This window comes from Actinoplanes sp. CA-131856 (assembly GCF_050956135.1).
GTDB lineage: Bacteria > Actinomycetota > Actinomycetes > Mycobacteriales > Micromonosporaceae > Actinoplanes.
Genome location: NZ_CP191849.1, coordinates 2,949,431 through 2,972,385, shown reverse-complemented (window position 1 = coordinate 2,972,385; position 22,955 = coordinate 2,949,431). Strand labels below are relative to the sequence as shown.

General features: G+C 67.9%; 16 protein-coding genes. 11 read left to right on the top strand and 5 right to left on the bottom strand.

Annotation, left to right across the window (positions count from 1 at the left end; all coding sequences use genetic code 11):
- Positions 1–57: 57 nt before the first annotated feature.
- Entirely contained in the window at positions 58–3,945 is a 3,888-nt protein-coding gene (locus ACQP2X_RS14120) for a P-loop NTPase fold protein (RefSeq protein ID WP_498697049.1), read from the top strand.
- Here the strand turns inward: ACQP2X_RS14120 and ACQP2X_RS14115 are convergent, their stop codons facing one another.
- Positions 3,946–4,239 carry a hypothetical protein gene (locus tag ACQP2X_RS14115; RefSeq protein WP_498697045.1) on the bottom strand — a complete coding sequence of 98 codons (294 nt, stop codon included), beginning with the start codon at positions 4,237–4,239 and terminating at the stop codon, positions 3,946–3,948.
- Positions 4,232–5,062, bottom strand: coding sequence for a hypothetical protein (locus tag ACQP2X_RS14110; RefSeq protein WP_498697044.1), 831 nt, complete (start codon positions 5,060–5,062; stop codon positions 4,232–4,234). The genes ACQP2X_RS14115 and ACQP2X_RS14110 overlap by 8 nt, the downstream gene beginning before the upstream one ends.
- Before the next feature lie 211 nt (positions 5,063–5,273).
- On the opposite strand from ACQP2X_RS14110, the gene ACQP2X_RS14105 reads away from it, so the two are divergent.
- Positions 5,274–6,182 (top strand): TIGR03619 family F420-dependent LLM class oxidoreductase, encoded by a 909-nt coding sequence (locus ACQP2X_RS14105; protein ID WP_498697043.1) that lies wholly within the window; start codon positions 5,274–5,276, stop codon positions 6,180–6,182.
- 41 nt (positions 6,183–6,223) lie between these two features.
- Here ACQP2X_RS14105 and ACQP2X_RS14100 read toward each other — a convergent pair whose 3' ends face one another.
- Together ACQP2X_RS14100 and ACQP2X_RS14095 are read right to left on the bottom strand one after the other, a co-directional pair.
- The gene (locus ACQP2X_RS14100) at positions 6,224–6,436 is read right to left on the bottom strand and encodes a FitA-like ribbon-helix-helix domain-containing protein (protein WP_498697041.1); all 213 of its coding nucleotides are present in this window, start codon (positions 6,434–6,436) and stop codon (positions 6,224–6,226) included.
- A 34-nt stretch (positions 6,437–6,470) separates the two neighbouring features.
- Positions 6,471–7,397 (bottom strand): N-acetylglucosamine kinase, encoded by a 927-nt coding sequence (locus ACQP2X_RS14095; RefSeq protein ID WP_498697039.1) that lies wholly within the window; start codon positions 7,395–7,397, stop codon positions 6,471–6,473.
- Between the two features lie 86 nt (positions 7,398–7,483).
- On the opposite strand from ACQP2X_RS14095, the gene ACQP2X_RS14090 reads away from it, so the two are divergent.
- From ACQP2X_RS14090 to ACQP2X_RS14060, 7 genes are all read left to right on the top strand, one after another.
- Positions 7,484–8,404, top strand: coding sequence for a MurR/RpiR family transcriptional regulator (locus tag ACQP2X_RS14090; RefSeq protein WP_498697036.1), 921 nt, complete (start codon positions 7,484–7,486; stop codon positions 8,402–8,404).
- 16 nt (positions 8,405–8,420) lie between these two features.
- Positions 8,421–9,752, top strand: a complete 1,332-nt coding sequence (locus tag ACQP2X_RS14085; protein ID WP_498697035.1) for an extracellular solute-binding protein — start codon at positions 8,421–8,423, stop codon at positions 9,750–9,752.
- Positions 9,749–10,714 (top strand): carbohydrate ABC transporter permease, encoded by a 966-nt coding sequence (locus ACQP2X_RS14080; protein WP_498697033.1) that lies wholly within the window; start codon positions 9,749–9,751, stop codon positions 10,712–10,714. Before ACQP2X_RS14085 ends, ACQP2X_RS14080 begins: the two co-directional genes overlap by 4 nt.
- The gene (locus ACQP2X_RS14075; RefSeq protein WP_498697031.1) at positions 10,711–11,529 is read left to right on the top strand and encodes a carbohydrate ABC transporter permease; all 819 of its coding nucleotides are present in this window, start codon (positions 10,711–10,713) and stop codon (positions 11,527–11,529) included. Before ACQP2X_RS14080 ends, ACQP2X_RS14075 begins: the two co-directional genes overlap by 4 nt.
- A 3-nt stretch (positions 11,530–11,532) precedes the next feature.
- The gene (locus ACQP2X_RS14070; protein WP_498697028.1) at positions 11,533–13,131 is read left to right on the top strand and encodes a beta-N-acetylhexosaminidase; all 1,599 of its coding nucleotides are present in this window, start codon (positions 11,533–11,535) and stop codon (positions 13,129–13,131) included.
- A gap of 9 nt (positions 13,132–13,140) precedes the next feature.
- A complete protein-coding gene (locus ACQP2X_RS14065) occupies positions 13,141–14,328 on the top strand; it encodes a hypothetical protein (protein ID WP_498697026.1) in 1,188 nt (395 codons plus the stop codon).
- Positions 14,329–14,458: 130 nt separating this feature from the next.
- Positions 14,459–15,886 (top strand): plasmid pRiA4b ORF-3 family protein, encoded by a 1,428-nt coding sequence (locus tag ACQP2X_RS14060; RefSeq protein ID WP_498697025.1) that lies wholly within the window; start codon positions 14,459–14,461, stop codon positions 15,884–15,886.
- 96 nt (positions 15,887–15,982) lie between these two features.
- On the opposite strand, the gene gntF is transcribed toward ACQP2X_RS14060, so the two are convergent.
- A complete protein-coding gene (gene gntF, locus ACQP2X_RS14055; protein ID WP_498697021.1) occupies positions 15,983–17,299 on the bottom strand; it encodes a guanitoxin biosynthesis pre-guanitoxin forming N-methyltransferase GntF in 1,317 nt (438 codons plus the stop codon).
- 370 nt (positions 17,300–17,669) lie between these two features.
- On the opposite strand from gntF, the gene ACQP2X_RS14050 reads away from it, so the two are divergent.
- Both ACQP2X_RS14050 and ACQP2X_RS14045 read left to right on the top strand, forming a co-directional pair.
- Positions 17,670–21,395 (top strand): hypothetical protein, encoded by a 3,726-nt coding sequence (locus ACQP2X_RS14050; protein ID WP_498697020.1) that lies wholly within the window; start codon positions 17,670–17,672, stop codon positions 21,393–21,395.
- On the top strand, positions 21,392–22,849 hold the full coding sequence (locus tag ACQP2X_RS14045) for a DnaA/Hda family protein (protein ID WP_498697018.1): 1,458 nt from the start codon (positions 21,392–21,394) through the stop codon (positions 22,847–22,849). Before ACQP2X_RS14050 ends, ACQP2X_RS14045 begins: the two co-directional genes overlap by 4 nt.
- Positions 22,850–22,955: the final 106 nt, after the last annotated feature.

Genomic DNA, 22,955 nt, shown 5'->3' with positions numbered 1-22,955 from the left:
TGTGCGTCTCGACGTTAGGTCCTTTTCGGCTTTGGCCGCGCTGATCGGACCGTAGGTGTGGCGCACGTACGCCTGGACACGGTTAACTCGCTCTCCAAGGTCGACAGTTCCGGAGGCGTGCTCATGCCGGACCAGATCAGGGCGCTGACGTCGCTGACCCTGCACGACGGAAGCTTCGCCCTGGCCGCCCTCACCGGGTCGGAGATCGTCTTCTACGACATCAAGGGCGTCCGGTCGTCTGATTCCGCCGTGCCGGTCGGGCGCGTCAACGCCATGGCGCGGGTGGCCGGTGACGGCGGCGACCTGCTCGCCACCGGGGGCAACGACGCCGAGGTGGCGTTGTGGGATCCGCGGACCCGGCAGCGCGTCTCGGTGCCGCTCGTCGAGGACGTCGGCGATCTGAACTCGATGACGGCCCTGGCGCCGGCGGACGGGCGCCGGCTCGTCGTGGCCGGCACCTCCGACGGCTGGGTGCTGCGCTGCGACGTCGAATCCCGGACGTGGGTCCGGCCGCCGCTCGACGCGGGCCTCCAGGCGGTGTGGGCGCTCGAGGCGATGCCGCTGGCGGACGGCCGGTCGTTGCTGGTCTCCGGCGGCGAGGACCGGAGCCTGCGCGTCTGGGATCCCGGCTCGGGCGTGCTGCTGCACGAGGTGCAGAACGCCCATGACCGGGCCGTGCGCGCGCTCGCCTTCATCCCCGGCTCGGCCGGGGCCGGGGAGCGCCTGGCCTCGGCCGACGACAGTGGCGTGATCAAGCTCTGGGAAGCCGGTGAGACGCTGTCGCTGTTGCGGAAGCTGGACCATCGCCATCACCAGCCGGTCAGCACCCTGGCCGTGATGCCCTCGCGGGGCAGCGACCCGGCCACGCTGATCTCCGCCGGCAAGGACGAGTTCATCCGCCGGTGGACGATCGACGGCGATCCGATCGAGCCGGCGTCGCTGGGGCACATCGGGTCGGTGACCGCTGTCGTCGCCACCGTCACCCCGAAAGGCGACCGGGTGCTGGCCTCGGCCGGCGCCGACGCCAAGGTGTGGATCTGGAACGTGGACTCCGGCGAGCCGCGGTTCGCGCCGCCCTCCCTGGGCCGGATCCACTCGATGGTCGCCGCGACCATCGAGGACACGCCGATGCTGGTCACGTCCGGCGACGACGGCCGGATCCGGCTCCACGACCCCACCTCGCCACAGTCCACGCCCGAGGTGCTCCGGGGCGGCCACCAGAAGAACGCGTTCCGGGTGGCCTGGCTGCCCGACCGCCTGCCCGGGCTCGGGCTGGTCTCGGCCGGCGCCGACGGCCGGTTGCTGCACTGGGCCGACCGCGGCGCGGCGCCGGTCGAACTGGCGCGGGACCTGGGCCGGCTCTGGACGGTCTGCGACATCGAGCTTCCCGGCGGCCGTCCCGGCGTCGCCTGCGCCGGTGACAACGGCGTCTTCACCTTCGACCCGGACACCGGCGAGATCCGCGAGATCTTCGACGAGCCGACCTACGCGCTGGTCAGCGGCGAGCTCACCGACCGCAGCCAGGGAGTGGCGGCGGCCAGCCACGACGGGGTCATCCGGCTGTTGAACCCGGCGGTGAAGGATCCGGTGCGCATCTGGGACGAGCACGAGGGCCCGGTGCGCTGCCTGGCCAAGGTCCTGCGGCCCGGCGAACGGAACAGCCTGCTCTCCGCCGGCGCCGACGGCACCGTGCGGATCTGGGACACCCGCACCGGAAGCCACATCCTCGTCCGGCACGACGGCCTCGTCCTGGATCTGCTGGTGCTGGACATGCCCGACGGCCGGCAGCTCCTGCTCTCCACCGGCGAGGACGGCCGCGTCAACTATCTGGACCTCAACGCGATCGACGTGCCCGGCCGGATCGACACCGGCCTCACCGTCGTGTCGGCCCTGTGCGCCGTGCAACCGGACGGCGCGGTGCACACCGCGTTGGGCGGTGGTGACGGCGGGATCCACCTGGCCGACATCACCGCGCAGTACGGCGATCTGCGCTTCGGTGGCGCGTCCGACCGGGCCGTCCGCCTGGACCGTCTGCACCGCAAGAACCTCATCGCCGAGATGGTGGACCTGCTGAGCCGCTCGGCCGACGGCGCCGACGAGGCCGGCCCGACCGTGCTGTCGGCCGAAGGAGCGTGGGGCTCGGGAAAGAGCAGCATGCTGGAGGTGGTGCGGGGACGGCTCGACGCCGCCACCCCCGCGCCGTTCCGGCCGCGGCGCCGCCGGCGGCTGACCGCGGCCCGCGCCGACATCCTGCTGGGACGCCCCTCACCGTGGAACAGCCTCAAGACCCTGGCCGGTGATCTGCGGGCACCGCGGCAGGCCGAGCAGCCGCCGGTCCGGCGATGGGTGACGGCCTGGTTCAATCCGTGGGCCCACCAGACCAGCGAACAGGTCTGGGCGGGACTCACGAGGTCGATCCTGGAGGCGGCGGGCAAGGCTCTCTATCCGGCCGAGCCGGTGACCGGCGCGACGCCGCCGGCCGACAGCCGCTGGGAACGCTTTAGGGAACGTCGGCGGAACCGCCGCAATGAACGGCGAGGCGAGGACGGCAAGGAGTGGTACTGGCTGGAGCGCAATCGACGGCACACCCGGACCAGGCAACTGCGCTGGACGTTACGCAAACGCGCGGCGTCGCCCTTGCTCGCCGTCGCCGTGGTCGCCCTTCTGGTGCCGCTCACCGCGCGGCTGGTCGATCCGGCCGTGGAGTATTCCGTGCTCGGGCGCGAACTCCGTGGCGTACAGGTGGCAATGGCTCTTCCGGTTGTTCTTCTGCTCCTCGGATTGCTGCATTCGGCCGTCCGGTACTACTTCGGCCGGGCGTCGCGATGGCTGCCGGCCGAGCTTTTCACCGGGCCGTTGGCCAGTGGTGGGCAGAGCTCGGCCGCGGCGGCGCTGCCGGAGCCGATCCGCGATCCCCTCTACAGTGCCCGGGCGGGATATCTCTATCTCGTTCAGCACGACGTCGGCGCGGTGCTCGACGATCTGAAACGGGAGGGCGTCGAGGTCATCGTCTTCGTCGACGACCTCGACAGGTGCAGCCCGAAGATCACCGCCGAGGTGCTGGAGGCGATCAATCTGTTCCTGTCCGAGCGGCTGACCGGCGCCCGGTTCGTCCTCGGCCTCGACCCGGCCATCGTCGCGGCCCATCTGGACGACGTCTACGCGAGCCTCGCGTCGCGGCGCAGCGCGATCAGTTCGGAGGATCCGTCCTTCGGGTGGACGTTCCTGCGCAAGCTCATCCAGCTGCCGGTCGTGCTGCCGCGCCTGTGGGACACCACGGTCGACCGGCTGATATCCGATCTGTTGCGGCCCGCGATGACCGAGGCCCGGCCGCCCGGCACACCGGAGGTCACCGGCGGCCGGCCGGCGAGGTCACCCCAGGCCGTGACCGAGACCGCCTCGGCCGAGGCGGAGACGGCGTCCGGCGCCGACAGTGGGCCCGCACAGCCCGTCCACGTCGTGATGACCGTCGCCCGCGAACGGCATCCGCAGGTGCGCACCCTTCTGGCCGAACGCATCAAGGACCTTCCGGACCGGTCGCCCCGTGAGATCAAGCGCCTGCTGACGGTCTGGCAATACTACGTACGGGTCCTCGACCGGGCCGACAGCAAGAACAGGTCCGAAGGCACCGATCTGAAGATCAGGGCGCGCCATCTCGTGATCTTCGCCGAGGTGATCACTCGCTGGCCCGCGCTGCGGAGCCGCCTTCAGGCGTCGACGGTGCCGCCGGAAGACAAGTTCGGCCGCGAGGGCCCGCCCGCGTCGGGATGGCGGGTGATGGACGAACTGGCGCTGGTCGCGGCCGACGACAGCGAATGGAACCGCGCGCTGCACCGGCTCAAGTTCACCGACGACGCCGATCGGAAGGCGATGCGGAACCTGCGGAAGCTGCTGCGGGATTACGACGGCCCGGCCGTGGCCGAGCTGGCCCGGCGCATCTGGTGATCAGTCGGGCCGGCGATATCTGGTCACGGAGAAAATCGCGACCCCGAGAGCTCCGGCGAGGCTGAGCAGGCCCGGCAGAACCTTGCCGCCGTCCCACAGGAGATAGAGGGCCAGGACCGTGTAGGAGACGGTGACGAAGAGCCCGATGATGGCGCCGACCGCACGGGCACGGGCCAGGCTGACCCGAACGGACAGGTCGCGGGAGGACTGGTCGAGGAAGTCGGCCGCCTCGAGCTCACCTCGCATGTAGCGCTTGCCGAGCTCCCACGGCTGAGGGTTCGGGGCCTCAGTCATGATCGGATCCCCCATCGCGAGTCACAGAACCCGAATGTCGAGTGTAATTCAGCAAAGCCTCAGGGTCATCGTCCAGCAGAGTGAGAGATTGTGCCAACCCGGTGGCCACCAGAGTCAGATAAATCCCGTCGGCGTCGGTGAAAGCACCCTTTTCCGTCGACTCCACCCGCAGGACGCCCCAAGCTACATCGTCCTGACGGACCGGAACGGTCAAGCAGGCGACATAGGCGCCGTCGTCTTTCGGCCCGCCGTCGAACAGCGGCCCGGTGCCGGCGCGCAAAGCAAGATCGAGTATCTGGGACGCGTACTCCGACTGGCCGTCCGCGAAGTGGTCCTCGGGCTCCTCGTTGTTGAGGTAGCCACGCCACTGATAACGCTGCAACCGCGGAACCGGACCGTTGGCGTCCGCGGTGATCAGCAGGTAGAAAGCGGCGCGAAGAGGACCGGCGCCCGCACGATGACGCCGCACACCGGCCCGCTGCACGGTCGCCAGTGCGATGCCGTTCAGCCTCTTGTGCAGGTCGGCCCGCTCCTGCGAGTCATGGACCCGGGCGATCAGCGCGAGAACCGTCATGAAGGCCTGGAGCGCGTCCCACATGTCCTCCTGGCGGCGGCGCTGCCCGATGAACTTCGCGTTCCGGCTGATGACGCTGCTGGCCGCCTGAAAGGCGGCGAACAATGCGTACAAAGCCGCGTACAAGCGGATGGGGCTGTTCGGAACCGCCAATACACAAGAGATGAAAAGCGGCGCGAAGGGAACAAGACGGCGCCAGAACGGAGTCAGACCCTCTTGCATGATCGCCCGCACCTCCGCTCCGCGCATCGCGGACCGATGATACTCAACGGACGCTTCCTTCTCCCGTACACGCCTTTCATGATCGTAAATGTTCCCCATTCCGCCATGGCGAATCCGCCGAACGGGCCGCCCGATCTGGCATCGATGCCAGCCTCTTCTCAGCTCCGGCGTTCTAAGGTGACGATCGGGGAGCACATTCGGGGGGCACGGAGGCCGCCCGGGACACCGAGGAGCGCGCGTGGAACTGGGAATGGCACTGCCGACGTCCGGGCCGCTGGCCTCCAAGGCCAACATCCTGCGGGTGGCGCGGGAGGCGGAAGGGCTCGGCTACGCGGCATTGTGGACGTACGAGCGGCTGTTGCGCCCGATGGCGCCGCTGTTTCCGGGTCCGGACGGGGAGCTGGAACGCATTCCGGAGGACTACCGGCTGACGTACGACCCGATCGAGACGCTGTCGTTCGTCGCGGCCGTGACCGAGCGGATCAAGCTGGGCACCAGCATCATCGACGCGCTGTTCCACCCGCCGGTGGTGCTGGCGAGGCGGTTCGCCACGCTCGACCAGTTCAGCGAGGGGCGGGTCATCGCGGGCCTCGGGCAGGGCTGGATGCCGCAGGAGTTCGCCACCGCCAACGTCCCCCTCAAGCGCCGGGGCGCCGGCCTCGACGAGGTGGTCGAGGCCATGCGGGCGTGCTGGGGTCCCGACCCGGTGGAGTACGCGGGGCGGTTCTACCAGATCGAGGCGTCCGAGGTGAACCCGAAGCCGGTACAGGCCCACGTGCCGATCATCGTGGGCGCCGCCACCCCGGCCGGCCAGGCGAGGGCGGCCCGGATCGCCGACGGCGTCAACCCCAACGCTTTCTCGTACGAGCAGCTCACCGAGGCCGCGCGAACGTTCCGCGAGACCGCCCGCGAGCACGGCCGCGACGCCGAGGCCCTGACCGTCACGGCCCGCGCCAACGTCCCGATCACCGCCGACCCGCTCGGCGACTCACGCCCGTTCCTGGGCGGTTCCCCACAGGAGATCGCCGGCGACCTCAAACGCCTGGAGGGCACCGGCGTCGACCACGTGCTGTTCTACAACGTCGCCCCGGACGGCATCGACAGCCACGTGCGCCTGATCGCCGAACTGAAGACCCTGGCCGGCTGAGAGGACCACAAGCTCAGTTGCGGCACGTGGGGTGGCCCGGGTCAGGCTGGTGGGTCGACGTCAACGCCACCGAGCTGCGTGAACCGTTCGGTGAGAGCGCTGAAAAGGTCGTGCTGCGGACGCTCTTCCTCGGTGGCGGCGGCCGTGAGGATCGCGCGGATCTCCGTTTCCAAGGATCGGCCGTGCCGAGCGGCGCGCAGACGTAGCTTGTCTTCGACAGAGTCGTCGAGATCGCTGATGCTCAGGGCCGCCATCCGCTCGTCTCCTCCTGACCGACCAACGGCAACGCTAGCGCGGCGGTGTCCCGATCGGTCCCTCTGACCGGCCGAGCAGGGCTTCGTGCAAAGCGGTGGGAGTCAGCGGGCTCAACGCGCGGGCGGCCAGCCAGGCGGCGCCGGCGGCGGGGTCTCGGCCTGTGCGCGGGTGCAAGCCTCGGGAACGCAAGACCTTCAGGACCCCGTCTCGTACGGGGGTGTCGCCGGCCAGCAGGCCGCCGCCCAGGACCACCGGGCCGTCGGCGCCCAGGTCGTCCAAGGTTGCCACCAAGTGGGCCACCGCCTCCTCGACTATGGCTGAGGCGTGGGGGTCGCCGGCGCGGGCCGCCGCGCAGACCAGTGGGGCCAGGTCGCCTATCTCGTCCCACGGGAGCGCCTGCGCCCAATAGACCATCTCGTCGGCGGTGGTGACGCCCGCCTGGGCCGCGACCTGGGCCGCGAACGGGGTGGACCAGGTGCGCACGGCCGTGCGGACCGCGCGCAGGCCCAGCCAGCGGCCCGAACCCTCGTCGCCCAGCAGCCAGCCCAAGCCGTCCGACGTGCGTTCCACCGCGTTGTCGCGGACCGATGCCGCTATGGCTCCGGTGCCGGCTATCAGGGCCGCGCCCCACGGAGCCGGCGTGCCCGAGGCGAACGTCGTCACCACGTCGCCGACGACCGTGACCGGGGCGTTCACGCCCAGCGCGGCCAATGCCGGCGCGAACTGGGCGGCGGTGGCGGGGCCGGCGATGCCCAGCGTGGCCGCCGAGATCAGCGCCGGTGACCGGTCCCCCAACGCCGAGCGCACCGCTGTCGCCACGGCCGCGGCGGCGCAGTCGGCGCCGGCCGTCAGTGGGTTGCCGGGGCCGGCCAGGCCGCGGCCGATCACGGCGCCGCCGGTCGTGGCGACCACGGCGCGGGAGGACGTGCCGCCCGCGTCGACTCCGACCACCAAAGTCATGAGGCTGATAGAAGCACAGACAAAAGTTGTTGACTAGTTCACTCTTCGGTCGTAATTTTCATCGGCAACAGCGAACGATGAAAAGGATGACCGACGTGACCGGTGAGAGCGGAGGCCTTCTCGGCCGCCTGCGGATCGAGGGGCCCGGCATGCCGGAGGCTCTGGCCCGGATCGCCGAGACGATCCTGGCCGACCCCGAGGCGGCCGCCAACGCGAGCATCGTCGACCTGGCCGAGCGGTCCGGCACGTCGACCGCGACGGTCACCCGGTTCAGCCGCACGCTGGGTTTCAAGGGCTACGCCAACCTGCGCGTGGCCGTCGCGACCGAGACCGGCCGGGCCGAGCAGGCCCGGTGGGAGACCGACATCAGCGGCGACATCGCGCCCAGCGATCCGCTGACCGACGTGCTGGGTGTCGTCACCGCCGCCGACACCCGGGCCATCCACGACACCGCGGCCGCGCTCGACATGGCCGCCATCGACCGGGTCGCGGCCGAGATCGCCGGCGCGAAGCGGGTCGAGCTCTTCGGGCTGGGCAGCAGCGGCACCTCGGCGCGCGAGATGGCGTTCCGCCTCGAGCGCATCCGGGTGCCGGTGTGGCACCGGCTCGACAGCCACACCGCGCTGACCAACGCCGCCCTTCTGCTCCCCGGCGATGTGGCGATCGGGCTGTCCCACTCGGGCCGCACCCGCGAGGTCATCGAGACCCTGGCCGAGGCGGCCGACCACGGCGCGCTCACGGTCGCGGTCACCAGTTACAGCCGGTCCCCGCTGGCCGAGGTGGCCGACGTCGTCTTCACCACGGCGGTGCAGGAGACCACGTTCCGCCTGGCGGCGCTCGCGGCTCTCCATTCACAACTGCTCGTGCTCGACATGATCTACGTCGCCGTCGCCCAGCGCACGTACGAGCGTACGGCCGAAGCCCTGGAACTGACCGTTCGCGCGGTCGACGCCCACCGGCTCCCCGAGAAGAACCCCACCCGCAATCGCGGAAGAAGCAAGTCCTGACCCCTGAGGAGTCATCATGCGGTCCCACCGCTATAAAGCGGCCGTCGCCCTGAGCGCCGCCGCCATTCTGACCATGAGCGCCTGCAGCAGCGACGGGAACGGCGGTGACACCGGCGGCGGCACGCCGGGCGCCGTGCCCACCGCCCGCGGCGAGGGCAAGACCCTGACCGTCTGGGTCATGACCGACGACTACACCGACGAGACCCTCGACGCCATCAACGCCAAGTTCACCGAGGCCACCGGGGCCAAGGTCGACCTGCAGATTCAGCAGTGGGAGGGCATCACCACCAAGATCAGCACGGCGCTGTCCACCTCGGGCACGCCGGACGTGCTCGATCTCGGCAACACCCAGGTGCCCGGCTTCGCCGCCAACGGCGGACTGCTCGACCTGACGAAGTACAAGGACGACCTGAAGCAGGGCCGCACCTGGCTGGCCGGTCTCGAGGAGCCGGCCACTGTCGACGGCGCGCTCTACGCCGTGCCGGGCTTCGCGGGCGCCCGCGCGGTCATCTACAACAAGAAGACCTGGGCCGCCGCCGGTGTCACGGCCGCTCCCACCTCGTACACCGAATTGACCGCCGCGCTCGACAAGATCAAGGCGAAGAACCCGGCCGCCGACTTCTCGCCGTTCTACATGCCGGGCCAGTACTGGTACGCGGGCCTGCAGTTCCTCTGGGACGCGGGCGGCGAGATCGCGACCAACGAGGGCGGGGACTGGAAGGGCGGCTTCTCCACCCCGGCCGGCCAGAAGGGCCTGACCGAGTTCAAGACCTTCCAGAACACGTACTCCACCGAGGCCTCGCGCACCCTCGACACCGACTCGCCCGACCAGGTCCAGCTGTTCGCCGACGGCAAGACCTCGGCCATCCTGGCCTCCGGCGGCGCGGTCGGCCTGATCCAGAAGACCAACCCGAACATCAAATCCGAGGACATCGGCACGTTCCCGCTGCCCGGCGTCTCGGGCAAGAACCAGCCGGTGATGCTGGGCGGCTCGGTCTGGGGCATCGCCACCAAGAGCGACGCCCAGGATCTGGCGCTGCAGTGGACGAAGATCGCCGGCAGCCCGGAGATGCAGGACAAGTGGGTGTTCGGCAAGGACGGCTGGATCCCGAACAGCACCGAGGCCATCCAGGCGGCCGAGCCGGCCCTGAAGGAGCAGCAGAAGGCGTTCTTCACCGCCGCCCTGTCGTCCAAGGCGACCCCGGCCGCCGCGCAGTGGCCGACCCTCGAGGGCGACAAGAGCGTCAACCAGGTCTTCTCCGCCGTCGCCTCCGGCGCCAAGACGCCCGAGGTGGCCGCCAAGGACTTCGACGCCCACCTCGGCGAGACTCTCGCCGGCGGTAAGTGACCACCGTGATCACCGACGCGGCCGGCGCTCCGCCGGCCGCGCCGGCCCCACCCTCCTCACAACAACGGCGTAAGCGACAGAACCTCGCCCCGCTGTTCCTGCTGAGCCCGGCCGGACTGGTGCTGGCCGTGGTGACGCTGGCGCCGATCGGCTTCCTGGTCTACACGTCGTTCACCGACTTCAACCAGCGGAGCCTGTTCACCGGCGCCTACCGCTCGGTCGGCCTCGACCAGTACACGGACCTGCTGAGCAGTGGCGCCTTCTGGGCCGCGCTGGTCCGCACGGTGCTGTTCACCGCGGCCATGGTGGCCGGCAGCGTGCTGATCGGCATGGGCGTCTCACACCTGCTGACCCTGCTCGGCCGGCGCTGGCGCTACACGGTCACGGTGGTGCTCATCGTGGCCTGGGCCATGCCGAACGTCGCCTCGTCGCTGGTCTGGAACTGGCTCTTCCAGCCCGGATACGGGGTGGTCAACTGGGGTCTCGACCAGCTGCGGATCTTCGGCGACACCACGAGCCTCGACTGGACCCAGGACCCCGCGAGGGCGTACGTCGTGATCTGGCTCCTGATCGTCTGGCAGGCGGTGCCGTTCATCGCGCTGACCCTGAACGCGGCCGAGACGCAGGTCCCGCGCGAATATCTGGAGGCGGCCCGGATGGACGGGGCCACCGAGCTCACTGTCTACCGGATGATCACGCTCAACCACCTGCGGCCGACGCTCCTGCTGGTGACGATCCTGTCGGTGATCTGGGACTACAACGTGTTCAACCAGATCTGGCTGATCTCGCGCGGCGGTCCGGGCGACGCCACCAGCACGCTCGGCGTCTACACGTACAAGACGGCGTTCGTCGGCTTCCACATCGGGCAGGGCGCGGCCATCTCGGTCGTCACCACGCTGCTTCTTCTCGGGCTGACCGCCCTCTACATCCGCAGGCTGCTCAAGTCGGGAGAGGATCTGTGAAGCACAAGGTTGCGAACACGCTCGCGGCGATCTTCTGCCTGATCTGGGTCTTCCCGGTCTACTGGATGGTCAACACGGCGTTCAAGCCGCGCTCGGAGGTGATGACCCCGACGCCGCACTTCGTGCCGGAGAACCCGACGTTCGACAACTTCGTCAACGCGGTCACCCAGGAGCACTTCCTCACCAACCTGCGGAACAGCGTCATCGTGGTCGTCGCGACGGTGCTGGTCTCGATCGTGCTGGGCATCTTCGCGGCGGCCGCGCTGTCCCGCTTCCGCTTCCGGGGCCGCCGGCTGCTCATGGTGGTCATCCTGGCCGTGCAGATGCTGCCGGGCACGGCCCTGCTCATCCCGATGTTCGTCATGTTCAACCAACTGGATCTGCTGGGGACGTACGCGGCTCTGGTCCTGGCGTACGTGGCGACTGTCCTTCCGTTCTCGATCTGGGTGATGCGCGGGTTCTTCGTCACCATCCCGGCCGAGATCGAGGAGGCGGCCCGGATGGACGGCGCGAGCACCTGGCGCGTGCTCACCAGCGTCCTGTTCCCGCTGGTGGCGCCGGGTGTCATCTCGACCGGCATCTTCGCGTTCATCGCGGCCTGGAACGACTATCTGTTCGCCTACACGTTCATGCAGGACCAGAGCCACTACACCCTGCCGGTCTGGCTGGCCTCGTTCACCAACCCGCACACCGGCACCGACTTCGGCGGTCAGATGGCGGCCTCCGTCCTCTTCTCCGTCCCCGTCGTCGTGTTCTTCCTGATCATCCAGCGCAATCTGGTGGCCGGTATGTCCGCCGGCGCCGTGAAGGGCTAGACCTTGTTGATCCCCGCTCCACTCTCGTTCGTCCCCGGTCAGGGTTCGCTCGCTCTCGACCACAGCTCCACCGTCTCCGCCCCGGCCGCATTGTCCGGAGTTCTGGCCTGGCTGCGGCAGGCGCTGCGGCTGCCGTTGATTCCCGCAGCCACGGGCACCATCACGCTCGGCCTCGACGACGAACTCGCCGCCGAGGAGTTCCGCTTGGAGGTCACCACCGACGGCGCCACGATCACCGGGGGCGACGCGGCGGGCGTCTTCTACGGGGGTCAGGCCCTGCTCCAGCTGCTTCCTCCGTCGGTTTACCGCCGCGCCGGATTTGACCGGCAAACATGGACGGTTCCGGCGGTCCGCGTTCACGACAAGCCCCGTTTCGCCTGGCGAGGGGCCATGCTTGATGTTGTACGCCATTTCATGCCCAAGCACGACGTCATGCGCTTCATCGACCTGATGGCGATGCACCGGCTCAACACCCTGCACTGGCACCTGACCGACGACCAGGGCTGGCGCCTGGAGATCAAGCGCTACCCGCGCCTCACCGAGGTCGGCGCGTGGCGGCGGGAGAGCCAGGTCGGCGCGGGCAAGGACGCGCCCGGGGACGGCCGTCCGCACGGCGGGTTCTACACGCAGGAGGACGTACGGGAGATCGTCGCCTACGCCGCGGAACGGTTCATCACGGTCGTGCCCGAGGTCGAGTCTCCCGGGCACGTGCGGGCGGCCGTGGCGGCGTACCCCCAATTGGGTGTGACAGGTCAGCCGGTGGAGGTCTGGACGCGCTGGGGCATCAGCGAGGACATCCTGAACGTCGAGGAGTCCACGGTGGACTTCTTCCGCGGCGTGCTCGACGAAGTGATGGAGCTGTTCCCGTCGCGCTACATCGGCGTCGGCGGCGACGAGTGCCCGAAGACCCAGTGGCGGGCCGACCCGCGCACCCAGCAGCGGATGGCCGCACTCGGTGTCGCGACCGAGGAAGGTCTGCAGGCCTGGTTCATCGGCCGCCTCGGCGAGCATCTGAACGCGGCCGGCCGGCGCCTCTTCGGCTGGGACGAGATCCTCGAGGGCAACCTCGCCCCCGGCGCGGTCATCGCCTCGTGGCGGGGACTGACCGGCGCCCTGGCGGCGGCCCGGCGCGGATACGACGTGGTCGCCTGCCCCGACGACGTGGCCTACCTGGACTACCGCCAGTCCGAGCTGCCCGACGAGCCCATCCCGGTCTCGATCCCGCTGACCCTGCGCGACGTGTACGCCCTCGACCCGGTGCCGCCGGGCCTGACCGAGGACGAGGCAAAGCACGTGCTGGGCGGGCAGGCCAACATCTGGACGGAGCACGCGGACTCCCCCCGGACGGTCGACTATCTGGTCTTTCCGCGCCTCTGCGCGATCGCGGAAGCGTTGTGGGGCCCGGCCGACCGCGACTTCGGCTCCTTCGAACGCCGCCTCCAGCACCACCTGCTGAGACTGGATGCCCTGGGCGTCGAATATCGCCACGCGGACGGCCCGCGTCCCTGGCAGCGGCGGCCCGGGATTCCCGGCCGCCCCGACACGCGCGAGCAGCGGGCGGCCCACATCGCACAACTGGTAGCAAACATCAGCGTCCCCTGAGGAGCACCCGTGTACGCCTCCCGTCGTAACGTCCTGGGCACTCTCACGGCCGTACTGACCGGTTCCCTCATCCCGTCACCGGCCTCGGCGTCGGCCTCGTCGTGGACCGCGGGCGCCACCCCGGCGTCGGTCAAGGCCGCTGTCGCCTTTCTCAACAGCAAATTCGACGAGTACGGCTCGGGGAGCGCCCTGCGCGTGCCACGCAGCTACACGGGCGGCGTCCTCGGGAACTTCGTGTCGTCCTTCGCCTACGACGACGCGCTGGTCATCATGGCGTGGCTGGCGCACGGGGACGTCCGCCGCGCCACCATCCTCGGCGACACCCTGCTCCACGTGCAGAAGCAGGACCCGATCGGCGACGGCCGCACCCGGGCCTCGTACCAGCCGGAGACCTTCGAGATCGGCTCGCCGGCGGCGTTCACCGGCAATCAGGCCTGGGTGGGAATGGCTTTCGCCCAGCTGTACGCCCGTACCCACGAGAAGCGTTTCCTCGACGGCGCCCTGCGCGAGGCCACCTGGATCCAGGACACGACATGGGACGGCGTGCGGGCGCCTTACGGTTACACCGGCGGTCGTACGGCTGACGACGAGCCCAACACCTTCAAGGCGACCGAACACAACATCGACGTGGGCGCCTTCTTCACCATGCTGGCCCGCTTGACCGGCCGGCGGGTCTGGCTGACACGGGCGCGGGCGGCGTTCGCCTTCGTGGCGGCCATGCAGGACCGGGCGGCCGGCCACGTGTGGACGGGAACCGGCCCCGACGGCACCACGACGAACCGCGTGCCCATCCCCTCGGACGTGCAGACGTGGGCCCGCCTGGCCACGGGCGACCGCCGATACGACCGCTCGGTGACGTGGGTGCTGGACCGGTTGGCCGCCTTCGACGCCACCATCTACGGCGTGAGCTACAGCGACACCGACACGAGCAAGGTCTGGCTGGAGGGCACGGCCCACACGGCCTTGGCGCTACAGGCCCGGGGCGGCCGGGGTGACGCTTTGCTGAGCCGCAAACTGCTGTGGAACATATGCCGGGCCCAGGCCACCACCCCGAACGGCGACGGCCGGGGAGTCCCGGCCGCCTCCAGCGACGGCTTGGACACGGGTTTCGGAGACCTTTACTACGCCAGCCTCCACACCGGCGCCACCGCCTGGTATTTGCTGGCCGCCCTGGGCCGCAACCCGTTCCGCCTGTGACCCGGCCTCGGACGGGTGACGGCCCGCGACGGCGGCGATGATCCATTGGCAGGATGGCGGGATGAGTCCTGTGAGCCGCCGCCGGAAGAAAGCGAAGCCCCGCCGCTCGAGTCAGCGTGTCCTGAGAGTGGTGCCGGACTCCGGGCGCGAGTGCGACTGTCCGGACTGTTCGGGGGACGATCTCGATCCTCAGGCGTTCGTCGGCGACCTGACCACCGTCGCCGCGCCTCTGCTGGACGTCGAAGACCCGCTGAAGGCGGAGTTGCTCGGCGCGAGCTTTGTGGCCCTGGGCGGATCGGCCGGCGAGGGTTTCGTGGAGGCGTTGTCGGAGGAGCTTGTTCCCGCGATTGCGGCACTGTCCACTCCGGCCGCCGTGGGCCTGCTGCTCGCCACCGCCGCGGTGGAGTCCCGGACGGGAGCCGCCGATCAGGCCCGGAGGCTGCTCGCGACCGGACTTCCCGCGCCGGCCTGGGCCGACGAGTTGTCTCGGCCGCTGACGGCGGCGACACTCCGGCGCTACGGCGACGCGACCGCCGAGTCGTCGGTGCTGCTGTGCTCCTTCGAGCGGTCCGGCCGCTCCCACGGCTTCGTCGTCCACGTCGACCACCTCGACTGTGACGCAGCCTCGGAGGTCCACTTGTTTCCGGGCGAGAAGCTCGGCGAAGTCATCACCATGCTCGAGGCGGACGACACCACGCGCACCGTCGAAGACCTTGACCCGGCTGAGTTCCGCTGGCAGATCGAACGGGCCCTCGACGCGCGCGCCGTCCACGATCGCGAGGACGGTGAACCGGAGCCGGATGCCGTCACCGGGCACCACTCGCTGGCCGTGTTGCTGCGCGCCCGGATGGGCACACTGCCCGAACCGTCGCGGCCGCCGGCCCCGCACGGCGGCGGCGATGATCTGTTCAGCATGCTGGAGATGTTGACGCAGTTCGCCGAGCACGCGCCGCGGGCCAGGGCCGACGGCAGGCAGAAGCTGCCGGCGAAGCGGAAGAAGTCCGACGGCCCGGCACCCATCTTCCAGATCAAGGTCGGCCTGCGCGGCGCGAGGCCGCCGATCTGGCGCCGTTTGGAGGTGGCCGCCGACATCAGCCTGTCCGACCTGCACCACACCATTCAGACGGCGTTCGGCTGGGAAGACTCCCACCTGCACGTATTCGAGACGCCGTACGGTGCTTTCGGTGTCGCCGACCGGGAGCTGGGCCATCGTGCCGAGAAACCCGTGACCCTGGAGCAGGTCGCGCCGGAGGCCGGCCAGAAGCTGCGATACCTGTACGACTTCGGCGACAACTGGGAACACGACATAGCCGTCGAGAAGATCCTCGATCGCCAACCGGTGGCCTACCCGCGCTGCACCGGCGGCCGGCGCGCCGCCCCACCGAACGACTGCGGCGGCATCTGGGGCTACGCCGACCTCGTCGAGATCCTCACCGACCCGGCCCACCCCGAACACGAGGAACGCCTGGAGTGGCTCGACCTGGCCGCCGCCGACGACTTCGACCCGTCCCGATTCGACGCCGCCGAGGTGAACCGCCTGCTCACCGGACTGGACTGACACCTCAGCAAACGCCATCATGCGGCGCGTCCTCGTCTTCGGATGACGACCGCCGGTCCCTCAGTGCTCGTGCGCTTCTTCGAGCGATCCGGCCGCTCATGCGGTGGCTTGGACAATCCCACTCCAAGCGGTGGAACTCGGCGGGGCGGCCTCGGTGAGCTTTCGGGCCTGGCAGAGAAGGATCGCCGAGTAGCCGTGGGTGGCGTCCTGGGACGTCTTCTGGACCTCGATCTCGCCGTCCAGTGGCTCGAACTCGGGGCGTAGCGCCGCGCGCAGGTCGTGTTCGTCGACGTCGGCGCCCGGAAAGGTCTTTCCGGCGACCGTGTAGCCGCGGCAGCGGCGCAAGGCCGCCGTGATGAACAGGCCTCCCGGCTGGACCAGGCCGGTGATGTGACGCATGAACAGGAACCATGTCGTGCGGTCGGCGGTGGCCGAGTCCGCGCAGTACGGGCTTATCACCGTCGCGTAGTGACGATCTACCGGGCGGGGGTGGTGGGCGTCGACCTGGACCAACTTGGTGATTTTCGTTCTGGTCAGGTCCTCGCGGGCGGCGATCTGCTCGTCGGTCGGGTGGCTGACGCCCTCGCACTGCAAGGTGTAGCGGACGAACGGGCGCCAGTCGTGTGCTCCCGGCTCGCGGCGGATCCAGCGGCGGATCTCGGCCAGGTTCGCCGGCAGGTAGTCGCCCAGGTGGATCTCGGATGCGGACTCGGCGGCGGCGAAGACGTGGTGCAGTGTGGGACCGACACCGAAGAACAGCACCGGGCGGCCGGCTTCCGCGCGCCTCATCGCGTCGACGAGGAAGGCGACGGTGGCCACCTCGTCCGGTTCCACCTCGCGGTAGTAGCCGGCCAGGTACTCCGCCGGCTTCCAGTCGGTGTCGAACGACGCGTACCGGCGGCGGCGACGCAGCAGGCCGGTGATGACACGGGCCAGTCCGTACTCGTACAGCGCGGCGGCGAGGTTGGCGCCGGCCAGGAAGCCGATCGCCTCGGCACCGGTGACGGCGTCGCTGACGGCCGCGGCGCCGAAGGCACCGGCGTAGTAGATCCCCTCCCCCGCGACCTGGGTGCCGATATATCCGGTGGCCGCGGCCACTCGTGCCACGCCGGGCCGGCGCGAGGTGCGACGGGCGAGGTCGTACGCCGCCTTGGACAACACATTCGTGCTGGTTCCGGTGAGCAGCAGCAGGGTCCAGTTCGCCCGCAGACCGGCTCGCAGCCCGACGGCCCAGGCCGCGTAGCTGACCACGAGGAGCGCCAGCAGCCACGGCTGGCTGAAGCCGGCGATCAGTCCCGACGCGACCAGGGCCACCCCGGCCGCCGCCGCGCAGGCGTCCAGCGCGTAGTTGGACGCCGCGGTGGCAGCAACGCTGACCGTCCAGTTCCTGAGCTCGACCGCCCGTCGGTTCATGTCCGGATCCCCGCATGCTTTGTGGAAGCGATGTGGCCCGAGGATGGGTCGGCCGGGTGCTCACTGTCCAGGTCAGAAAGTGGTCAGTAGCTGCCCAACCGCGCCCAGCGGCATCGCATCGTGGCACGCATCCCTAACTGGCCGATTTCCGACGATGGCCGTGAGGCTAGGGGTTGGCTCCTGGGAGGCCATGGAGACGCACAAGGAACAGAGGTGAAGGCCGCGACCATACGGGGGCGTTGCGAACGGAAGCCCCGTGTCCGGCATTCGACATCAAACTCATTCTTCGGGTCCGGTGGCACGCGAAGGCGCCCGGCCGCAGGCCGTTTCGGCTATGGTGTCCGGTGTCGAGTCTCTAGCGGATGGACCCGTGAACAGCATTTCGAGCAACGCAGAGAGATCCCCTGGCAGCCGCCCAGGCGCTTCCGATGCTCTCCAATCGGCAATCGCGGCAGGTCGCGCCGTACTCATCCTCGGCCAGCGACACAGCACTGGCCTTGTCGATGAACTCATTCGCGACGTCGCAGTTCTTTCCGGGGCGGCGGAGCGCCAAACGCTGCAAGAGCAACTGCAGGAGTTAGAGACGCCTAGCCGGATCGAAGAGGTTCGCCGAGCGTTCAGTCGGCACCGGCCCAGCGAAGATCTGCTCGAAATTGCGCGCTGCCCGTGGAGCATCGCGGTCACCTCTGCCGTTGATGCACTGCCGCTTGAGGCATTCAACCAGGTCGGCAGCGACTCAGGCCGACGGCTGCGGGTGCTGTTTCCCTCTCAGGCGAGATCTCTGTCGGCCTCTGTCAACCCGGCTTTACTCACTGTCGTCCGGCTCTTTGGCTCGACCGACGAGCAGGTGCCGTCCCACTTGCCCCCGCTGACCGTTACGTCGCTACGCCAGCGACGGGCGTTCGACGTCGCCCCAGTCCTGCAACAGGTCCCCTTCCTCGCAGCGACCGGCATAGTGGTCGTTGAAGGTGTCGGCAAGGATGACTGGATCCCGCTTGATCTACTAGAGCTCGTGTGCAGCGTTCTCCCGGCTGACTCAGTTCACTGGTTCCTCGGTCGCGAAAGGTCGGTACAACGCTCCGACTTCGACAGCTTCGGCGACGCCCTCGTCCTTCACGAAGGCTCCCTGCCCGATTTCCTCCGGGAGAACGCTGCGACAGATGCGGGCCGCAGGCTCGCAGAGGCGCGGGAAACCGCGCTCTCACCTGACGACCACATAATCTCCTTCGGTCGCCCGACCGACAGCAAACGCATCGTATTGACGGCACAAGAGTGGCGCAGCGTGGCACAATCTGTAATTGTCCTCGATGACGCTGCGACCGCTGTTCCACCACCTCTCCCTCAGGACGAGATGCGGACCGATTTCCGGCAGTTCCTCCGAGGCGCACAGCGCCCGCCCAACTGGGAGGCAATTGTCCGAGGCTTTCTGTACAAGCGCAAAGTCAGCGAAAGACTGACGGAGGAGGTCGAGGCAGCTCTCACCGAAATTGGTTCCGTAAACCCGGTCGACACAACGGAACAGTACACGGTCAACTATTCACGCCGCCCGATCTTGTTGACTGGTCCGCCCGCCTCCGGTAAGAGTCGCATCATCCATTGGCTAGCGGTACATCTGCGTCAGCGTGGCCACGTCGTTTTATATGTAGCACCCACAGCTGGCCGATTGAAGGTCGAGGCAATCGAGCGGGTCTGCCGTCTTCTGCAGTCCCGCGGGGCTCCAGGCGTGGCCGTGCTGACCGACGAAATCGACAATGCCGAGTACGTCCAGCTTTCCGAGGCACTCGCCGCCGCAGGACGCAATGCGGTGGTGGTGGGAACTGCCCGCCATAGTCCGGGGCTGTTTAGCCCGGACGATGATCCGAGGTCTACCGGCGACCGGGAACCAGACTATAAGTCGATCGCGATGGAGCGCCGGTTGTCGGCGAAGGAAATCGCTGAGTTCAGGGAGTATCTCGCTGATCACGGCCAGAGTACCGACGGACTCACCGCTTCGGTCATCGGTGACCCGTACTTCCTCCTCTTGCTCTATCGTCTGCTGCCGGACGTCCAAGGCAATGTCCGATTGCGAATAGGAGAGGCATACGACCGGCTGGCCCGCGCTCTCGACATCAGCGGACGGACGATCGAGGAAGACAACGAACCCGCTGGCGACAGCAAACTTCGTGAGCAGATAAAAACAGTAGCAAGCCAGCTCTTCCCCGGCATCGACTTCGACCGTAGCAAAGGCGTCACCTCAACTTCACCCTTCGCGCACGGCGAAGAAACACGCAGTGCGCTGGACCTTGCCTTGCTCTGCGCACGGTTGCAGCGACCGATCCCCGTCGATCTCCTGTTGCGGACCTTCGGGACCGAGTTCATTCGGCAGTATGCCGCGTTCAGTCGTCGTTTGGGCGACTCTGAGCTAATGGACGAGACCGTGGACGAGCACGGAACCCTCGTGCTCGACACCGACCACAACGAGCTGGCCCGACTTGCATTAGGAATCGTACGACCATCGCCACCGGACCAGATGCGGCTTCTCGAACGCCTTGTTGACGCAGTCCGATGGAGCGAGGGCAACTACCCGGGCGACGACCCTGACCAGGATTATTGCACCGAGATCCTTCGCTTGGTCGGTCCCCGCGGGGCCTACGCCGACGTTTACTCGAGCCCAGCCAGCATCGAGAGGCTGGCCCAGATGCTTGAGCGGATTCGAGGTGGTCTCCAGGTACGCATACCGAAGCTGCTGCTCCTTGAGGCGCAGGCTCTACGACTGCTGGCCAACCGTGACGCCGACTACGACGCCTCAATGCGCCATAGTGGCGACGCCGTTGAGATCCTGGAACAAGCCGAGGAGGTGCTCCAGGTCCGCCGCGCAACGGATGCCCGGAACCTCGAACTGAACAACCTTCTGACCACGCGTGCCGCCACGCATGGATACAAGATTGGCGCTCAACTGCGCCGCTTACAGCAGGTGTACCAGACCACGCCCGAGTCTCCCGATGTGCTGGTCCTCCGCAAGGCAATCGATGACGAGCTTGAACTAGTAAACCTTTACGTCGGACGCACCCGCGCCCTCGGACAAACCAGTTTTTTCCCACTAGACGTCAACTTCTGGACGCTTCGAGATGTTGTCAACCAGTGCCCGGTGCTCTCAGAGAGCGAGCGGATTGGTTTCATCGAGCAGATGGCCACCATTCTAGACACCGCAGTGGAGGAGCCGCTGGAGCCCCGCCAGGTGCAGCGATTCACGAGCCGCCGTATCGAGCTGGCCGAGTTGGAAGGGCGGCACACCGTCAGTGCTGAGCTAGCCGAGGAGATGCGTCAGGCGGGCGACTTTTCTGGCTACTGCCAGATCATCAGAACTCAGGTTTACGACCCACAAACGCGCCAGGCGCAGTCGCCCGCCACCGCACAACAGGGTTTGGATCGCCTCCTAACCGTGCATGAGGACGTGTGGCGCAGCCGGGCGGCGATGGGACTCGCCCATCGTCTCTGGATGGACGCGCATCTTCCCGGTGGCCGAGTAGGCGGCGCCGACCCTGTCTACGCTGCCTGCACTCGCGAAGAGTGGGAACAGTGGAGTCGGATCCTACGAGCTCGGCTTCTCTTCTCTGAGGAGGAGCACAGCGCATTCATCACTTTCTGCCTTGCGTGGGCGTTACTTCAGCTCTCCGAGCCGCACGCGGCCCTAAGCCAGCTCGCGGTCCTCGATGCCAACTCAGCAGGTAGTCGGCGTAGGGTGGGATGTTTGGCCGTCCTCTCTGGCGCCGACGGCGCCCCAAAGACGTATCGTGCTGTAGCCCGTCGCCGTCAGGGCGACGTCTGGATCTGCTACATGCCACAGTTGCTAGCCGAGATCCGGATTTCACTTGCGTTCCTTGGGCCGGCGGCCGACGTCCAAGTCGGCATGGAGATCCCGATCTTCGTTGGCATCAACTATCGCGGCTTGCTCCCGTGGGACCAGCGGACCTCGACAAGTCGGCTTGCGGGTGCCCTGTTCGACGGCACGGGGCCTCGCGGAACGGGCGAGCCATTCCGCCCTGCCCCGACCGCGTCCTCACCTGGTCGGCCAACGCCGGCCGTGATGCCGCCGAGACGGCCGCCGGGTCGATGAGACAGGCGGAATGGGCACAGCGATTCCGGGAGACCGCCGACTGGCGGCGTGACTTCGGCGCTCAGGGTGTGCCCGTCGAGGTGGTGGCGGCAAGCGCGGAACTCGTCCAAGCGTGCGACCTAATAAACGATCTCGGTCGGGGTGACGCGCGGTTCGTGCTTGTTCAAGCGCCAACCGGCGGTGGCAAATCAACTCTCATCGCAGCCGCATTGGCGACATTCACTGAGCTGGAGGTCCCGCACGAACAGCTCCAGGCGGACCACAAACTGGGTCCAGTTATGAAGCAGCTCGGCCAAAACGGTCTCGATGCCATCGTGGTAGTAGACGACTGCGACAAGCTTCAGGCATCAACGTTGCGCCAACTGATCACGAACCGACGGAAGTGCCGCGGCCTATTTCTAACCGCCACCAAGGTCGGGAGTGAAATCTCTTCGGCCCTCGATGGCGAATATGATCACTATCTCCGGATTCCGCATCTGGATCGGCGGCCCGACGACCTGCAACTCGTCACCGCGATGATTTGGGGTCGGATGTCGATGCCCCCGCTTGCGGACGCCTGTGACGAGTCCTTCACGGAGGTATTGCTTCAGGGCACGTATGCCAGGGGCGCGTGGTCCGTTGAATCCATTCTGACAAGCATGGCGGAGCTGCTGGAGACAAGTGGAGATCTGACTGGCGAACATTTCAACCGAAAGATCACGTCTGGTGACTTCATGCCGCACCTGCTCCGCTTGTTCAGAGAACAGGCGGAGCAGAAGGCCGTCGCGCCTACCGATGCCGTCCTTATGGTGGAGGGCGAGACCGACGAAGTGTATCTGAAGCGTGCCGCCGAACTCGCCATGGAGGAGCGAGGTTGGCGTCTGCTCGACGGGCTTCAAATTGAATCGCCTATCGGCCGCACTGGCGGGGGCAGCGCTGTCGTCGACCGTCTTCTCGACCTCCGACGTGACGGCATCACCGGCATTGGCCTATTCGACCGAGACCCTCCCGGCTCCGCCGCCATGGACATTGCACGCAAACATGATCTAAAGCGTTATCAACTACTCGCAAAGTTCGACCCACTTGATCGCGGCGACGTAGGCGCCTTGGTGGAGATCGAGGACTTGCTGCCAGTCGAATTATTAAGCCGCTTCTATGAGGAGCACCCTCACCTTTCCGCCGAGGAGTGGCACTGGCGGCTAGGGCGATGGCGAATCGTGCCGCTCGGCAAGGACAAGGGTGATCTTGCTGCTTGGATATGCTCAGTCGCAACCTACGACGACCTTGAGCGATACGTGTACCTGCTGGTCACGGCCCGGCAAGCGCTGGGTTTACCCTTTCCTGCAGAACTAAGCGACAAGTCCTGGCTTTCCCGCCTTCAACAGCGGCGCTCGGATACGAGCCAGCCGTCCATTACCTCGGCCGCTTGTCCCATCGACGCCAACGCGACTCAGCACGATAGTGCACAGCTTTGACTCAATCTGTGATAATCTTCGAATAAGGGCCATCGGCGAAGCATTGACATATCTGCAGAACTTGCAGACGGTTGGCGCCGATCGCGAGGTTGGCCAGATAGGCGAT